This is a genomic window from Eikenella exigua, assembly GCF_008805035.1.
In the GTDB taxonomy this organism is placed as follows: Bacteria; Pseudomonadota; Gammaproteobacteria; order Burkholderiales; family Neisseriaceae; genus Eikenella; species Eikenella exigua.
On sequence record NZ_CP038018.1, the window covers coordinates 675,968 to 692,257 of the forward strand.

14 protein-coding genes and 1 tRNA gene are annotated in these 16,290 nt (G+C 55.7%); 4 read left to right on the top strand and 11 right to left on the bottom strand.

What is annotated here, in order from left to right; all coding sequences use genetic code 11:
* Positions 1 to 128: 128 nt before the first annotated feature.
* The 3 genes from EZJ17_RS03585 to EZJ17_RS03595 all read left to right on the top strand — a co-directional run bounded on the left by EZJ17_RS03585 (position 129) and on the right by EZJ17_RS03595 (position 3,589).
* Complete coding sequence (locus tag EZJ17_RS03585; protein WP_205748064.1) at positions 129 to 1,661, top strand: sodium-dependent transporter; 1,533 nt, start codon at positions 129 to 131, stop codon at positions 1,659 to 1,661.
* A complete protein-coding gene (locus tag EZJ17_RS03590) occupies positions 1,658 to 1,768 on the top strand; it encodes a methionine/alanine import family NSS transporter small subunit (protein ID WP_035580098.1) in 111 nt (36 codons plus the stop codon). The genes EZJ17_RS03585 and EZJ17_RS03590 overlap by 4 nt, the downstream gene beginning before the upstream one ends.
* A gap of 171 nt (positions 1,769 to 1,939) precedes the next feature.
* Positions 1,940 to 3,589: an electron transfer flavoprotein-ubiquinone oxidoreductase gene (locus EZJ17_RS03595; RefSeq protein ID WP_067444635.1), complete on the top strand. Its 1,650-nt coding sequence runs from the start codon at positions 1,940 to 1,942 to the stop codon at positions 3,587 to 3,589.
* A 294-nt stretch (positions 3,590 to 3,883) separates the two neighbouring features.
* Here the strand turns inward: EZJ17_RS03595 and EZJ17_RS03600 are convergent.
* Positions 3,884 to 3,977: transfer RNA gene (locus EZJ17_RS03600), tRNA-Ser, on the bottom strand.
* Between the two features lie 284 nt (positions 3,978 to 4,261).
* On the opposite strand from EZJ17_RS03600, the gene EZJ17_RS03605 reads away from it, so the two are divergent.
* Positions 4,262 to 5,665 carry a chloride channel protein gene (locus EZJ17_RS03605; protein WP_067444638.1) on the top strand — a complete coding sequence of 468 codons (1,404 nt, stop codon included), beginning with the start codon at positions 4,262 to 4,264 and terminating at the stop codon, positions 5,663 to 5,665.
* Positions 5,666 to 5,721: 56 nt separating this feature from the next.
* On the opposite strand, the gene EZJ17_RS03610 is transcribed toward EZJ17_RS03605, so the two are convergent.
* The 10 genes from EZJ17_RS03610 to EZJ17_RS10515 all read right to left on the bottom strand — a co-directional run bounded on the left by EZJ17_RS03610 (position 5,722) and on the right by EZJ17_RS10515 (position 16,280).
* A complete protein-coding gene (locus EZJ17_RS03610; RefSeq protein ID WP_151086128.1) occupies positions 5,722 to 6,369 on the bottom strand; it encodes a DUF4189 domain-containing protein in 648 nt (215 codons plus the stop codon).
* Between the two features lie 372 nt (positions 6,370 to 6,741).
* Positions 6,742 to 8,769, bottom strand: a complete 2,028-nt coding sequence (locus EZJ17_RS03615) for an OPT family oligopeptide transporter (protein WP_067444643.1) — start codon at positions 8,767 to 8,769, stop codon at positions 6,742 to 6,744.
* A gap of 412 nt (positions 8,770 to 9,181) precedes the next feature.
* Entirely contained in the window at positions 9,182 to 11,164 is a 1,983-nt protein-coding gene (gene tkt, locus EZJ17_RS03620) for a transketolase (RefSeq protein ID WP_067444645.1), read from the bottom strand.
* 109 nt (positions 11,165 to 11,273) lie between these two features.
* On the bottom strand, positions 11,274 to 11,891 hold the full coding sequence (gene tmk / locus EZJ17_RS03625) for a dTMP kinase (RefSeq protein ID WP_067439422.1): 618 nt from the start codon (positions 11,889 to 11,891) through the stop codon (positions 11,274 to 11,276).
* A gap of 121 nt (positions 11,892 to 12,012) precedes the next feature.
* On the bottom strand, positions 12,013 to 12,405 hold the full coding sequence (locus tag EZJ17_RS03630; protein ID WP_151086130.1) for a hypothetical protein: 393 nt from the start codon (positions 12,403 to 12,405) through the stop codon (positions 12,013 to 12,015).
* 192 nt (positions 12,406 to 12,597) lie between these two features.
* Entirely contained in the window at positions 12,598 to 13,425 is an 828-nt protein-coding gene (locus EZJ17_RS03635) for a DNA adenine methylase (protein WP_151086132.1), read from the bottom strand.
* On the bottom strand, positions 13,382 to 13,585 hold the full coding sequence (locus EZJ17_RS03640) for a zinc finger domain-containing protein (protein ID WP_082881522.1): 204 nt from the start codon (positions 13,583 to 13,585) through the stop codon (positions 13,382 to 13,384). Before EZJ17_RS03640 ends, EZJ17_RS03635 begins: the two co-directional genes overlap by 44 nt.
* A 157-nt stretch (positions 13,586 to 13,742) precedes the next feature.
* Positions 13,743 to 14,219, bottom strand: coding sequence for a cytoplasmic protein (locus EZJ17_RS03645; RefSeq protein ID WP_067527973.1), 477 nt, complete (start codon positions 14,217 to 14,219; stop codon positions 13,743 to 13,745).
* A 2-nt stretch (positions 14,220 to 14,221) separates the two neighbouring features.
* Positions 14,222 to 14,851, bottom strand: a complete 630-nt coding sequence (locus tag EZJ17_RS03650) for a DUF4376 domain-containing protein (RefSeq protein ID WP_151086134.1) — start codon at positions 14,849 to 14,851, stop codon at positions 14,222 to 14,224.
* Between the two features lie 13 nt (positions 14,852 to 14,864).
* Positions 14,865 to 16,280 carry a gp53-like domain-containing protein gene (locus tag EZJ17_RS10515; protein WP_240746210.1) on the bottom strand — a complete coding sequence of 472 codons (1,416 nt, stop codon included), beginning with the start codon at positions 16,278 to 16,280 and terminating at the stop codon, positions 14,865 to 14,867.
* Positions 16,281 to 16,290: the final 10 nt, after the last annotated feature.

A 16,290-nucleotide genomic window follows, 5' to 3' on the forward strand; every position in this document is an offset into this window, starting at 1 on the left:
TTTGGCAATGCGGTGCTTGACCGGACGAGGGCGATTCTTTACGATTGCTTGCAAAATCGTTGTTGAGTTGCGGCGGCCGCTGAGCTTTGGCAAATGGCCGCCATTCACATTTCAAGAGGTATTCGAACGTGTCTAATCCGCAAAATCCCAAGCGCGAAACCTTCTCCAGCCGGCGGGCATTTATGTTTGCCGCCATCGGCTCGGCGGTGGGTTTGGGCAATATCTGGCGCTTTCCCTATGTGGCGTATAAAAACGGCGGCGGGGCGTTTATCCTGCCGTATTTGGTGGCGCTGCTTACAGCGGGCATCCCGCTTTTGTTTCTCGATTATGCGGTGGGCCACCGCTACCGCGGCTCGCCGCCTTTGGCGTTCCGCCGCCTCGACCGCCGGTTTGAAACCATCGGCTGGTGGAATGTGTTGGTAAATGTGCTCATCGGGCTTTACTACGCGGTGATTTTGGGTTGGGCGGCCAGCTACACCTATTATTCGCTCAATGCGGCCTGGGGCGCGAATCCTGCCGATTTCTTCTTGAAAGACTATTTGCAGATGGCTTCGGATGTGTCGGTGCAGATGCAGTTTGTGGCGCAGGTAACCGTGCCGCTGGTGCTGGTATGGCTGGCCACGCTGCTGATTTTGGCCTTCGGCGTGCAAAAAGGCGTGGCGCGCGCGTCCACTTTCTTTATGCCGCTGTTGGTGGTGATGTTTGTGCTCTTGGTGGGGATTGCGCTGTTTTTGCCGGGCGGGGCCAAGGGTTTGGACGTGTTGTTTACCCCGGATTGGAGCAATCTGGCCAGCTCGGAAGTGTGGGTGGCGGCCTATGGGCAGATTTTCTTCTCGCTCTCGGTGTGCTTCGGCATCATGATTACTTATTCTTCCTACATGAAGCGTGATTCAGACTTAACCGGCACCGGCATGGTGGTGGCGTTTGCCAACAGCAGCTTCGAATTGCTGGCTGGTATCGGTGTGTTTGCCGCGCTGGGCTTTATTGCCACGGTCAACGGGCAGCAGGTGGGCGATGTGGCTGCCGGCGGCATCGGCTTGGCCTTTATCGCGTTTCCCACCATCATCAACCAGGCGCCGGCCGGCGCGCTGATCGGTTTGCTGTTTTTCGGCTCGCTGGTGTTCGCCGGGCTTACTTCGCTGATTTCCGTGTTGGAAGTGGTGATTGCGGCGGTGCAGGACAAACTGAAAACCGGCCGTGTGGCCGCCACCTTGGTGGTGGGCGTGCCGATGATGACGGCTTCCGTGCTGCTATTCGGCACCACCACCGGCCTGCCGGTGTTGGATGTGTTGGATAAATTTGTGAATACCTACGGCATCGTGGCCGCCGGCTTCCTGTATGTGTTGTGCGTGGTGCTGAGCCGCCATCTGGGCGTGCTCTCCCGCCATATCAACAAAACTTCTTCGCTGAAAGTGGGCAAAACCTGGTTGCTGTTTGTGGGCGCGGTAACACCCCTGGTGTTGGGCACCATGCTCTTCATCGACACGCGCTCGCTGCTCACCGAAGGCTATGGCGGCTACCCGGCTTGGTTTGTGAATATCTACGGCTGGGGCACGGCCATCGGGGTGGTGGTGTTTGCCTTCCTACTTTCCCTCCTGCCGTGGAAACACGAAGACAAACTGCAAGAAACCCCTGTTGAAACCGAAGGAGACGAACAATGAGCACGATTGCGATTGTGATGATGGTGGTGGCGCTGGTGGTGATCTGGGGCGGCTTGATTGTGTCGATCATGCGGCTGCCGGAAGACCACGGCAGCGGGCAGGAGTAAGCAGCCGATTGGGAACAAAGGCTACCTGAAAGGTTTCAGGTAGCCTTTTTTGGTTTTCAGGTAGCCTCAGAAGCGGGGCAGGAACATCGCCAAAGTGGTAAAATCCAACTTTCGGTTTTTAGTATGGAAACGGGTGGAAAAACGGCTCGTAATCAGGAAAGTTTGGCAGATATGACAGAACAAACAACGCGCGAGAGTATGCAGTATGACGTGGTGATCGTGGGCGCGGGCGTGGCCGGGCTGTCGGCGGCGATACGGCTCAAGCAGCTCTCGGCCGAGGCAGGCAGCGACATCAGCGTGTGCGTGGTGGAAAAAGGCTCAGAAGTGGGCGCGCATATTTTGTCTGGCGCGGTGTTCACTCCCAAGGTGCTGAACGAGTTGCTGCCCGATTGGCGCGAGCGCGGTGCGCCGCTCAAGCAGCCGGTAAAAGGCGAGCGGCTGCTTTTCCTCACGCGCCAATCCGCGCTGCGGCTGCCCCTGCCGCCCAGTTTCCACAATCAGGGCAACTACATCATCAGCTTGGGCGTGTTGTGCCGCTGGTTGGCGGAGCAGGCTGAAGGTTTGGGTGTGGAGATTTACCCCGGCTTTGCTGCTGCCGAAGTGCTGTACCGGGCAAACGGCAGCGTGAAAGGCATTGCCACCGGCGATATGGGCATTGGCAAAGACGGCCAGCCCACCGATGCCTACCAGCCCGGCATGGAGCTGTGGGGGCGGCAGACGGTGTTTGCCGAAGGCTGCCGCGGTTCGCTGTCCGAACAGCTGATTGCCAAGTTCCAATTAGACCGCCACAGCCAGCCACAAACCTACGGCCTGGGCGTGAAGGAAATTTGGGAAGTGCGGCCCGAACAGTCGCAGCCCGGCAACGTGATGCACACCGTGGGCTGGCCGCTGGATGCCCGCACCTATGGCGGCTCCTTCCTCTACCACTTGGCCGATAATAAAGTGGCCGTCGGCTTCGTGGTGGGGCTGGACTATCAAAACCCCTACCTCTCGCCGTTTGAAGAGTTTCAACGGTTTAAAACCCATCCCGCTATCCGCCCCGTGTTTGAAGGCGGGCGGCGCATTGCCTATGGCGCGCGCTCTCTCACCGAGGGCGGTTTGCAGAGCCTGCCCAAGCTCACTTTCCCCGGCGGCGTGCTGGTGGGCGATGCGGCGGGTTTCCTCAACGTGCCCAGCATCAAAGGTGCACACACCGCCATGAAATCGGCCATGCTGGCTGCCGAAGCCGTGTTTGGCGTGCTGCAAAACAGTGCGGCGGAAGAGGGCGCCGAAGCCGCGGCCTATGCCGAAGCCTTCCGCCAATCCTGGTTGCACGACGAGCTCTACCGCGCCCGTAATATCCGCCCCGCCTTTAAATGGGGCTTCTGGCCGGCTATGGGGCTCAACGCGCTGGATGTGTATCTGTTCCGCGGCCGCGCTCCGTGGACCATCGGCCATCACGGCAGCGACCGCGCCAGCTTGAAGCCGGCCGCCGTGTGCCGCCCCATTGAATATCCCAAACCGGACGGCCAAGTGTCGTTCGACCGCGCCAGCAGCGTGTATCTGGCCAACACCCATCACGAAGAAAACCAGCCGCCGCACCTGAAGCTCGCCAGCGAACAGACTGCTATCGAGGTGGGTTACCGCCGCTTCGCTGCCACCGAAACGCGCTACTGCCCCGCCGGCGTGTATGAAATTGTGCAGGAAAACGGTGAACCGCGCCTGCAAATCCATGCTGCCGACTGTATCCACTGCAAAACTTGCGACATCAAAGACCCCGCCGCCAACATCACCTGGAGCTGCCCTGAAGGCGGCGGAGGACCGAATTACGGCGAGATGTAGCGGCGGCAGGTTTCAGGTGGCCTTTTTTTGATGGGTTTGGCAGGAAGCAGCGGATTGGGCGATTTGATTTTCAAGTAGCCTTCATGGCGCAGCTCGGCAGAACTATGCCGATATTCCTTATACACAGAGTAGATAGCTATTCGCTGATATCGGCACCATACCCACTAAGTGTTCGACGTTCTGTTCAATAGGTTTCAAAACCCAATTAGGTTGAACAAACAGGCTACCTGAAGCTTCACACACCAAACAGGCAAAGCAAACTCCCCAACCTTGCCGGTTGGGGAGTTTTAATACTGGCGGAGTAGGAGGGATTCGAACCCTCGATACAGGTTTTAGCCCATATGCACCCTTAGCAGGGGTGTGCCTTCAGCCTCTCAGCCACTACTCCGTGTTCGGAACGGCGGATAATATAGGAAGCGTACCTAAAAGGCAAGATATTTTGTACCCGGGGCGGGTGTTTGGGTTTGATGGATTTGAAGTGTAAAGATTTTTAGCTGACAGAATAGCAGGCAGTTTGCAACGGATAAGCAGCATAAATGTACCAACGGCTTACCGCTTCATCGCTGTTTGCTATAATGTGCAAAGAAATGTTTTGTTCATTTAACGTACTACTGCGTTTGGGAATGGCTTGTGCCGACAAGCAAATTTTTCAGCCGCAACGGATAAATCAATATGAAACGATTGGGTTTTAAGCTGAGCAGCGGTATCGGCAGGGCGCTGTCGCACAAAATCAAACAAACGCAGCGCCTGTCGCGCAAAACGGCGGCGGTGATTTTGCTGTTGATGGGGGCAGCCTTGGTGTCGTTGGTGTCGCTGGGTTTTGCCAAATTGGCGGATTATGCGCTGCATCTGAACGCCAAGTGGTCGCAGCAGTATCCGATGGCAGCGTTTGCGGTGTTGCCGGCAGCGATGATGCTGATTGTGTGGTTCACGCGCCGTTATGCGCCTTATACGGCGGGCAGCGGGATTCCGCAGGTGTTGGCCACGCTTTCGATGCCGAAAGTGAAAGGAAGCAACCGCTTGGTGGCTTTGGGGCGCACGGCTTTGAAAATCCCGCTTACGTTTTTTGGCATGTTGGCCGGGGCTTCCATTGGGCGCGAGGGGCCTTCGGTGCAGGTGGGGGCGGCGGTAATGCTGGCATGGGGCTCTTGGTGCAAACGCTACAATTTGGCATTCAAACGCTTGCAGGACAAGGAATTGCTGGCGGCAGGCGCGGCTGGCGGTTTGGCGGCGGCATTCAATGCGCCGCTGGCCGGGGTGATTTTTGCGATTGAAGAGCTGGGGCGTTCGGTGTCGCTGCATTGGGAGCGGCAGATTTTTATCGGCGTGCTGGCTTCGGGCTTTTTTTTGGTGGCGATTGAGGGCAACAGCACCTATTTTCAAGGCTTTAACGCCGGGCAAACGGCAGAGCATATGTTGCGCTGGGCCTTGCTTTGTGCTGCGGTGTGCGGCGTGGCAGGCGGGCTGTTTGCGCGTTTTTTAAGCAAGGGTGCAACCTGGCTGGCGCTGCCGAAATGGCGCAACTGGATGCGCCGGCACCCGATTTGGCTGGCGGGCGTGTTCGGCTTGATGCTGGCCGCCTTGGGCGTGCTGTTTAACGGGAAAACCTACGGCACGGGCTATGATGTGGCGGCAGCCGCGCTGCACGGGCAGACGGATTTGGCCTACGGCCTGGCCGGAGCGAAGTGGGCAGCCACGGTGTTTTCCTATTGGGCGGGCATTCCGGGCGGGATTTTCACGCCTTCGCTGGCCATCGGTGCGCTCTTGGGCGTGCACATTGCCCAAGTTGCCGGCGCGGAAGCACCGGCGGCGATTTTGGCCTTGCTGTGCATGGCTGCGTTTTTAGCAGCGGCCACGCAGGCGCCGCTCACGGCCAGCGTGGTGGTGATGGAAATGACGGGCAGCCAGTCGCTGCTGTTTTGGATGTTGGTGTCGTCGATTGCGGCTTCGGTGATTGCCCGCCAGTTTTGCCCGCAGCCGTTTTATCATTTCGCGGCAGGTCGTTTCCGCCAGCGCGTGCGCGAGGAGTTGCAGCAGGAAGAGGAAGCGCGGTTGGCGGAAGGAGCGACAAAGTAATGGAAAAGGCTACCTGAAAATATTTCAGGTAGCCTTTTCAGCCTCAAGCAGCTGTTTTAGCGCTGATTGTAAATACCGTGGTCGTAGCCTACGCAGAAGGCTGTACCATTCGCTCCTTTGCCTGTTCGGGTGCCGGTATAAAAGCATCGGTCGTTTCTCACACCATGTACCGCCTGACATGCGTTCATGGCCTGTTTGGCCGCTATTACGTCATTGTCGTTGGTGGCAAGGAACAGATCGTTGATTGAACGAGGATTATCTGTGGCTTTCACCAATACTGCGCAAGTATTGCTGAAGGTGGCAAACACTTGGCAATTAGAAGAAACGCATTGCTTCAGTGCTTCTTCAACTGCTCTTTCTTTAGAAAGGTATCCGCCCGGCCAGCTTACCCCTCTATTGTTAAAGTCCCATGCCAAAGCCATCCAATACGGCGTGGCGCGGAAACGGGCGATACGTGCTTGTACCTCCGCCTCACGCTGCTGCCAGGCGCGTATTTCGGCGGCGGTGGGGCCGCGGTTGATCGGCTGTTGCCGTACGGCATTGCGCTCGCGTTGTATCCGATCTGCTTCCGATTGCATGGCGCCATTGTAGTTGTGCCATTGCTGCGAGCCAACCGGATAGGGGTTGGCATGTGCCAAGCCCGCACTGCCCAATAGCACTGCCGCCAACGCACCCGCTGCCGTGTTCATCATTGATTGCTTCATCTTGCCGCTCCTGTTTGGAAAGGGGAATAAGAGTATTGCCGATGATCGGATTGTAACAAAAAACAAGATATTGTAAACATCTATCCCGCTGCTTGAAGGCTACCTGAAAAGTGGGGCATGTCGGGCATCAATGCCCGATCTGCGGGCTACCATTTTCTGCAGGGTGGCTAAAGCCCACCCTGCACATGTATCGATTTTTCTGTGTGTTGGCTATTGCCTTTAGTTGGCAAAGGGCTACCTGAAAATGGGAAGATATATTTTTCAGGTAGCCTCTGTTTGTGTTGGAAGAGGCTACCTGAAAAATGCTGCGGCAAAAAAAGCCGCCCGATTGAATGTGTCGGGCGGCTGCTTCTCTAGCTGTTTTGTTGTGGCTTATTTGCTGACTTTCAAAATGCGGCGGATGAAAATAAGCATACCGCCAATGAAGAAGGCCAAGCCGAGGAATTCGCCTGTGGTGTCCCAGTTTTCGAGGTTCAGCGCCAGTGGGGAGTCTGAGCCGCCGCTGGTAACAGACAGGGCAATAATCAGAGCCATAATCACGCCGATCAAGCTCTCGCCCACAATCAGGCCGGCGGCAAACAGGGTGCCTACGCGTTCGGCATCTTTCTGTTTGGCCTCATCTTTGCCGATATGGCGTTTCAGGAAGGCAGCCATGATGGCACCGATGGCAATCGGCATATTGATGGCCGGCGGCAGGTAGATGCCCATGCCCACGGCCAAGGTGGGCAGCATCAGTTTGGAGCCGCTGCGTTTGAATATTTCGTTGATGATGATGAGTACCACACCAATACCGATACCGGTGAGGATGTAGTTCCATTGCAGCGAGTGCGAGAAGATGGCTTTGGCGATAGTGGTCATCAGCGTGGCCTGCGGGGCAGCCAGAGCTTGGCTCGGATCCATATCCGGGCGCGGCATGGCGCCGGTGAAACCGTAGGCAGCGTAAAGCAGCTCAAGCACAGAAGATACCACAAATGCACCCACCACACAGCCGATAATCAGCGCCACTTCCTGCCGCCACGGGGTGGCTTTAATCAGGTAGCCGGTTTTCAGGTCTTGCAGGTTATCGTTGGAGATGGAGGCCACGGCTACTACGGCGGAGCCGCAGAATAGGGTGAGCGCCACCAGGAAATTGCGTGTACCTTCATCGGCAAACAGGTTGTTGGCACTACCGACACCCAGCAACACCAGTGAAATGGCCACCACGGAGATGATGCCGATGCCGGAAATCGGGCTGGAAGAAGAGCCTACCAAGCCGGCCATATAGCCGCAGGCGGCTGCCACCAGGAAACCGATAACGAAGGCCAGCAGGGTGCAGACCACTACCAGCAGCCAAGCCGTGCCGGTGGGCAGGTTGGCATCAGCCACGAAGTGGTAGAAGGAAAAGCCCAATAGCAGCATCATACCCAGTGCGTAGGCAATCATGGCTTTGGGCGACAAGTCTTGCTCAACGCGTTCCAGTGCAGCGCCCTCGCCGCCTCTGATGGCACGGAATGACATTTTCATGCCTTCGAGGGTGGGTTTGAGCAGGGTAATCAGTGTCCAGATGGCAGCAATACCGATGGTGCCCGCGCCGATAAAGCGCACTTTTTCTTTCCACAGCTGCATGGCGAAAGCGACCATTTCCATATCGGCTGGCTGCGGATTGGTAGCAGAGAAATAGGGGATGGCGATGCCCCAGGCAATCGCAATGCCCACCAGCATGGCAATACCGCTGGCCAAACCAACCAAATAGCCAGCACCGAGCAATGCCAATGAGAAGCCCATCGGGATTTGGAAAATAGATGCGCCGGCTTTGAACCACAGGCTGGCGCTGTCGGCCACTACGCGCAGGCCGTTGCTGGCGAAACTGAAAATGCCGGAAATCACGCCACCGGTAACGATTTCGCCGATACCACTGTCAGCCTTTTGCGCGGTGTCGGCATTTTCTTCGCCCACCACGCCGTCGCCACTGCCGACTTTCAAAATCTCAGCCGCAGCCACGCCTTCGGGATAGGGCAAATCGCTTTTCACCACCATGGCATAGCGCAGCGGGATGGTGAAAATTACCCCCAAAATACCGCCGGCCATACACAGCAGAGTGGTTTGCCAAAACGGGAAACCTGTCCAATAGCCGCTCATCAAGAGGCCGGGCAGGATGAAGATCACGGAAGAGAGCGTACCCGCGGCAGAAGCCTGGGTTTGCACCATGTTGTTTTCAAGGATATTGCTGCCTTTGGCGAACTTCAAAATTGCCATAGAAATCACAGCAGCTGGAATAGAAGAGGCGAAAGTGAGACCAACTTTCAGCCCCAAATAAATATTGGAAGCGGTGAACACAACAGTGATCAATGCACCCAATATCATGCCGCGCAGGGTGAGTTCCCTGTAGTTGGCATAAGGGTCGTGAGTTGAGAGAGACATAATCTTTACCTTCGGTTGGAATGAGGTTGCATTTTTTTTCGATATTCCGATTATGTCAATAGGAAATTAGCAAATGTAAATAATTATTTACAATTTACTAAAAAATAACAGAAAAGAAATTATGCATGATTATTTGAAATATTTTGATAATATATTGAATTAATTATATATAACAAAATAATATCATGGTATGAAAAATCATTAATCAGGAAATGCTTGTTGTGCGTTAATTTATATTTAACGTAAACTTACATATGGATATGAGGATATATGGTAGAGACGGGGAAAGTAGAAGAGATATTTTGAGCAAAAAGAGCAGCAGATGCCGGCTAATTGTTTGATAGGGTTATATGCGGACAAGAGAGAGAAAGGCTACCTGAAAATTTCAGATAGCCTGATTAATAGCGGGCGTTTACAGTACCGATTTCACGGCATTGACAACATTTTCCACGGTAAAGCCGAATTCTTTAAATAGCACATTGGCAGGAGCGGATTCGCCGAAGCGATTGATGCCGACCACTGCGCCGTTCAGGCCGACGTATTTGTACCAGCCGTCGGCGTGTCCGGCTTCTACGGCAATGCGCGGTAGGTCTTCGGGCAGGACGGCGGCTTTATAGGCGGCATCTTGGCGGTCGAACACGTTGGTGGACGGCATGGAGACGACACGCACAGCGATGTTTTGCGCGGCGAGGGCTTTTTGCGCTTCCAGAGCCAGCCCGACTTCGGAACCTGTGGCAATAATGACGGCTTGGGCGTTGCCTTGGGCTTCGCTGATGACGTAGCCGCCGCGTTTGATGTCGTGCAGCTGTTGTTCGTTGCGCGCTTGGAATTTCAGGTTTTGACGGCTGAAAATCAGGCAGGACGGATGGTCTCCGGCTTTTGCCGCTTCCGCCCATGCCACCAGCGATTCGGCGGTGTCGCACGGACGCCATACGTCCATGTTCGGAATCAGGCGCAGGGTGGCGGTTTGCTCGACGGGTTGGTGGGTCGGGCCGTCTTCGCCGAGTCCGATGGAATCATGGGTGAAGACGAAGACAGGGTTGATTTTCATCAGTGCCGCCATACGCAAGGCGTTGCGCTCGTATTCGCTGAACATCAGGAAAGTCGCGCCAAACGGTTTAATACCGCCGTGCAGGGCAAGGCCGTTCATGATTGCGCCCATGCCGAACTCGCGCACGCCGTAGTGGAGGTAGTTGCCGCCGTGCTCGCGGGTAACGGAGACGCTGTTAGACCAGTCGGTCAGGTTGGACGGGGTCAGGTCGGCAGAACCGCCCACCAGTTCGGGCAGCTCTTTGGCGAGGATTTCGATGCTGTTTTGGCTGGCTTTGCGGGTGGCGATGGTTTCGGCTTTGGCGCACACGTCTTGCAAGGCGGTTTGAATATAGGCATCGAATTTTTCAGGTAGCCTGTGTTCCATGCGGCGCACGAATTCTGCGGCTTCGGCAGGGTATTTGGCTTGGTATTGCGCGAACAGTTCGTTCCATTCCGCTTCCAGTTTCGCGCCTTGTTCTTTCGCGCTCCATGCGTCGTAGATTTCTTGCGGGATTTCAAAGGCAGGGTAAGCCCAGCCCAAATGTTTGCGCGTGGCTTCGATTTCGTCCGCGCCCAAAGGTGCGCCGTGGGTTTTATGGCTGCCTTCTTTGTTGGCACTGCCTTTGCCGATTAAGGTTTTGCAGCAGATGATGGACGGTTTGCCGGTTTCGGCGCGTACGGCTTCGATAGCGGCTTCGATGGCGGCGGTATCGTGGCCGTTTACGTTGGGAACGACGTGCCAGCCGTAGCTTTCAAAGCGTTGCGGGATGTTTTCGGTAAACCAGCCGTCCACTTTGCCGTCGATGGAAATATTGTTGTCATCATACAAAACAATCAGTTTGCCCAAGCCTAAAGTACCGGCGAGCGAACAGGCTTCGTGCGATACGCCTTCCATCAGGCAGCCGTCGCCCAAGAAGACATAAGTGTAGTGATCGACAATGTTCAAACCGTCTTTATTGAACTCGGCGGCAAGGATTTTTTCCGCCAATGCCATGCCCACTGCGTTGGCAATGCCTTGTCCCAACGGGCCGGTCGTGGTTTCCACGCCGTCGGTGTAGCCGTATTCGGGGTGGCCGGGGGTTTTGCTGTGCAGCTGGCGGAAGTTTTTTAGGTCTTCGATGCTCAGGTTGTAGCCGGTCAGGTGCAGCAGGCTGTACAACAGCATGGACGCGTGGCCGTTGGAGAGGATGAAGCGGTCGCGGTTGTAGAATTTGGGGTTGGCAGGGTTGTGGTGCAGGAATTTTGTCCACAATACTTCAGCCATTTCCGCCATACCCATAGGCGCGCCGGGGTGGCCAGAGTTGGCTTTCTGGATGGCATCGGCGGAGAGGAAGCGGATGGCGTTGGCAAGTTGGGAGGGCATAGTGTTTCCTAAATGATTGGTTTAGATAGAGTAATGAGGCTACCTGAAAATTACCCGGCAAGCGAAAACGGCGCAAATTATCGCACTTTTACGCAGTGCGTTCAAAACATCAGGCGAACAGCTTTTCCAGTGCGGCCTCAATATCGCGGCGCACCACGGCTTTGCTGCAGTTGCTGTTGATAACCGCATAGCGCTCGGGTGCGGCGGCGGCGCGCTCTAGGTAGCTTTGTCGCACACGGGTGAAGAAATCGGATTTTTCCTGCTCGAAGCGGTCTTTGTGGCGGCTGCGTTCGATGCGTGCCAAGGAAATTTCCAACGGCACGTCGAGCAGGATGGTGAGGCTGGGGCGCAGGCTACCCTGCACCCATTGTTCGAGCTGGGCAATATCAGCTTCTGGCAGGCCGCGGCCGCCGCCTTGGTAGGCGAAGGTGGCATCGGTGAAGCGGTCGGACACCACGGACACGCCGCGCTCCAGAGCGGGCAGGATAACACTTTCGATATGCTGGGCGCGGGCGGCAAACATGAGCAGGGTTTCGGCACGCAGCCCGGCTTGAGTTTTCGGGTTGAGCAGCAGGCGGCGCAAGGCTTCGCCCAAGGGCGTGCCGCCGGGCTCGCGGGTGAATAAGACAGGGCGCTCTTGTTTGGCAAACCATTCGCGGATCACGGCCAACTGGGTGGTTTTGCCGGCGCCGTCAATGCCGTCGAGGGTGATGAAATGGGCAGTCATTTTTAACTCTGTTGAGGCTTTACTTTTAGGTGGCCTGTTGCTGGGAGGAGGCTACCTGAAAGTATGCGGATGATTTTTTCAGGTAGCCTTTTTGTTTAAGTATTGGTCTGTGGTTTAAATTTTACGGGCTTAGTTTACTTAAAATTTTCAAGATAAACACAGACAGTAGGATAAACATAACAAGCACGCTGGTTTTTAGATAGTAGTAACTGTTGCGTGTACCGCGAAACGAGCTCTGGATGTTTTGTGTACTGTTTTTGAGAACGGTATGCCCTTGGCTATCGGTGATTTCGCTGATACTGCCGTAGGTTCTGCCGGGAATACCGTTTTTATTTTCCAAGTAGCTGACGAAGTTTATAGAAGAGTTATGTAGTTGGCTGACTTGTGATCTGCCGCATAGCTGCTCTTTGATGCCCAAACAGCTGGCTTGGGCAAGCAGTTCATTTTTATTGTTGTAGATGAGTAATGTATGGCCAGAGCCCCTGATGCCGTTATAGCTGGATTTTAAAACCATATCGCCTTGCAGGGTTGAATATTGGGGTGTGGTCAGTGTAAGGCGGCGGCAGCTTTTGCCTGAATTGGCATTAGCTTTTGCACCGCCGCAGCGTAGGAAATTGTATCAGCTTTTGCACAAATTTATCCCCGTTTAATGGTCTGTTAAACGGGGATTGTCTTATGCCTTTAATAAGTAGTATGCCGCTTGTCGTCAGAACTTATAAATCAGGTGGTCATCGTAGCTCGAATTGCGGTTGATGGTGCTACTCACTGTCAGGGTTTGGCTACCTGCAAAACGCTCCCAACCGGGCAGGCGCAGCTCGGCTACAAGGTCGAGATAGGCGGGCAGCTCGCTACGCGTGCTCGAAAAGAATATGAAGGGCGGCCTTACCATTGCCATCAGGCGCAGGAACTCGACCATGCCGAAGTAGGCTGCCTTACGGTAGTTGCCCTGCTGGGTACATACGTAGGGTGGGTCGAGTACCAATAACGTGCACGGGTTGCTAATATGCTGCGGTAGCAGCTCACGGTAGGATTGGCTGACTATCTCCACGCCTTGCAGGTAGTCTTGTGCCTCAGGGTAGTCGCTGAGGCTGATGCAATTGTACATGGTTTTGCGGCATAGCTCGTCCAAATCGGCGGCGGTGTTGCCGCTGAATAACAGCCACGACACCAGACAGTCAAGGTCGATATAGCCGCTGAAGCTGCGGATGGCGGCCACGATGGCAGCCTTAATTGCTGGCGGCACCAGTTTGCTACGCGGAACAGGTGCCAGCAGCCCGGCAAGCAGGCGGCGCAAACGGTTGATGTCGGGGATGTGTTGCAGGCGCTCGCTGTAGCCGTCGTAGTCGTTATAAATAGCGCGGGCGGCCGGTTTGCATTGTTTGGCGGCATGCGATAAGAGGCCGGAGCCGCCGAAGGCGTCTAAGATTGTCCAATCCTCCCCATCGCCGGGGATGTGCTCATTTAATACCTGTTTAAACAGCTTTAAAAAGTTACGTTTTTGGCCGGTGAACGGTAGCGGGGCTTTGCGGTACATAAGTGCCTTTCTGCGTGGGGTTCGCAGTTTCGGCACTCTGGGCGCTCTGGGTTGTTAAAGAACTGAATTGGTTTACTGTTTTGCAGCGTTGGCACTTGATTTGCACGGTGCCGCTGCCAACGGCCAGTAATTTGCCGCAGCTTTTGCATCGGTATTGCATTATTTATCCTACATTGCGTGATACAATCCGCGCGCCCTCGAGGGTGGCGGCCTTGGGTCAATGCAGGCTATCTCTGCTTGGCTGTCGCGGCGGGTGTGTCCGCATCCGCCGTGTCGCCGTCTTAGTTCTTTCCTCCCCGCTCGTGTGGCGGGGTTTTTCATGCTTGCCTTTTTAGAGCGGGCACGATGGCGGCAAGGTCGTTGGGCGACCAGCGCCAGCTGTCGGGCAGCCCTAATGCAGCAGCGCACCACTCGGAGCAAAACCACTTATCACCCCGCTGGCGGGTTTTGAATACCACGCCGACGGCGCCAAACCAGTCGTAGGGCTGGCTCACTGTGTTGCGGTATAGGCGGTCGATCTGGCCGTGCTCATTGATGCTGTCGGGCAGCGGGATGAGATCCCACTTATCGGCGGACAGCGGCATGGTTTTGGCGCGCACGCCGCCGTCGCGCACGGAAGAAGAAATGCAGTCGTACCCGCCGCCTTCAGCTGGGCCGTAGGCAATCTCGGCATGGCTGTATTGGCCGCGCGTAAGGGCACGGGTGAGCCAGTCGGTCGCACGAGCGCACCATACGCGCCAGCCGGAGCCGTCGCGATGACCTTTATAGAGGGCTAGGTAGTATCGTGGTTTCATGATTACGCCTCCTCAAGCTCGGCAGCGGGCTGTTCGTAGTTGGCTGTCCAGCCGCCGCTGTAGTCGTATTCCAGCGGGTGTTCTGCTTTAAGCATGGCGGCTTTATGGCGTTCGGCATTGGCAAAATCAGCCTGTTCATCCACTATCATCTGCGTAGTCATTTCATCCAGCAGCTCGCGGGTCATGAGGACAAAATCGTTTTCCATCGTTTTCCACTTCAGATCCGGTGGCAGCGTTTTCATGGTGCGCAGCAGGATGTATTGGGTGCGGCTCTCATCATTGGTATAAAACCACTTGCCCACGGATTTAACGTACACCCCGTGCCGCAGGTTGTCGTAGCGCTTGGCCTTGATGCGCTCCCACATTTCATCCTGCTGCTCAGCTTTGAGCTGGGCGGCGCACTCTGGGTCGATGTGCCACTGCTCGCCGTCCCAAGTGCTGGATGGGCAGGGCGGCTGCTCGGCCAGCACGGGCTGACCGTCTTTGCCCGGCATAATCACTTGTCCGGTAGATTGCCCGGCCAGCAGGGCAGCGTGCTGCTCGGCGCTAATCTCTACCGCATCTTCAGGTAGCCTGCTGTGGATGTCGCTGTCGTAAAAACCGCCGGTGGATTGTGAGTAATACAGTGTCATGAGTTATCTCCCGTTATTTGCCGATGGCTATCCAATACACGCCTTTAAAGTCTGCCGCCGATGAGCCGTTGAGCGGCATAGCATTAACTACTATGTCAAATCCGGCAGCGGTCAGATTGTCTACGCCCAAGGTAAAGTCGGCATTGACGGCACCTTGCCTCCCGCCGGTGTGGGCGGTAATTTGCACGTTAAAGCACTCGCTCGGAAAGGCCACCGGGAATACAACTTTTTTCGGGCCCTCTCCCGTCCAGCCGGTACTAACATGCCCCCATTGCCGCATCAGGCCGTTGGGCAGTTTGGTGTAGCCATTGGTGCCGGCTTGGTGCGGCATGGCGGCGGCCATCTGCTGCTTAACCACTTCGCCCAAGTCGCTGATGTCAGCAGCGCGGTGGGTATGGTTTTTGTCGGCCTTATCTTGCAACTGTGCGGCCAGCGTGGAGGCATCCAGTGCTCCGGCATTGGTTACTTTGCCGTAAGCCTTAATCCAAAACACGATGTCATCCAAGCTATCTTTGGCTTTGATGCACAGCACCATGCCGATGTATTTCGGGGTGTTGTCCTGATAATAGGGCTGCGGCGTGAATTTGTCGGTGTATGCCCTATCCCATGTCAGCAAAGTAGCGTGTTTTTGCGAGTAGCTACCATTCAAAGCATTAACGTGGTCCTGCCCGTATTTGTCGCTTGATTGGTTGCTACCCTCGGTGCCGGAAAGCTGCCCCAAACTGATAAATTTCTGGTCACCAACTTTGACCTGCCCGGGGTAGTAATTTTCATAGGGCAGCGGGCGCAAATTGAGGTCGTCGTTACCGTAGGCGGCGAAGGCAATCATGTGATGGTGGTCGCCTACCGTCCACGGGTATTGCTGGCCGATTTGACCGCTGCTGCCCACGTTGCGGATAAAGTAATCATCTACCGGCTTGACGTTGGCAATGCTGCCGTATTGCGCCACCAGCTTGCGGTACAGCTCGGGATAGGCGGTCTGAGTAACCCTAGTGGCAATTTCGTCGTACTTAATCCAGCCGTCCGGGATGTCGCCAAATGGGAAATAGGCGGTCATACCGATGTCGGAGCGCGTGAGGTTGGGCAGCTTGTTGCCACCCAATACGCGATACAGGTCTGGATAGGTAGCCTGGGCAAAGGTGCTACCGTCGGCCTTTAAAAACCCTTCTTGGTTGGTAACGGCGCGGGGGAAGCCCATTACCGCGCCTACGGGTAAGCCTTTGCCGCCGGCCTGCTCGTCGATGATTTTGCGCAAAGCCTCGACCACTTGGTTTGGCTTGGCTTTATCCGGCTGGATACCGGCCGCAGTCAGCACGGCCAGCAGCTCGGATTGCACTTGGTTGAGCCACCACGCGGGCAGGATGGTGCCCAATTCGGACACGCCGTCGCCGTCGTGGAAGGTCTTATCGGGGGTTTCGATGGGGTGCATAAATCGTCCT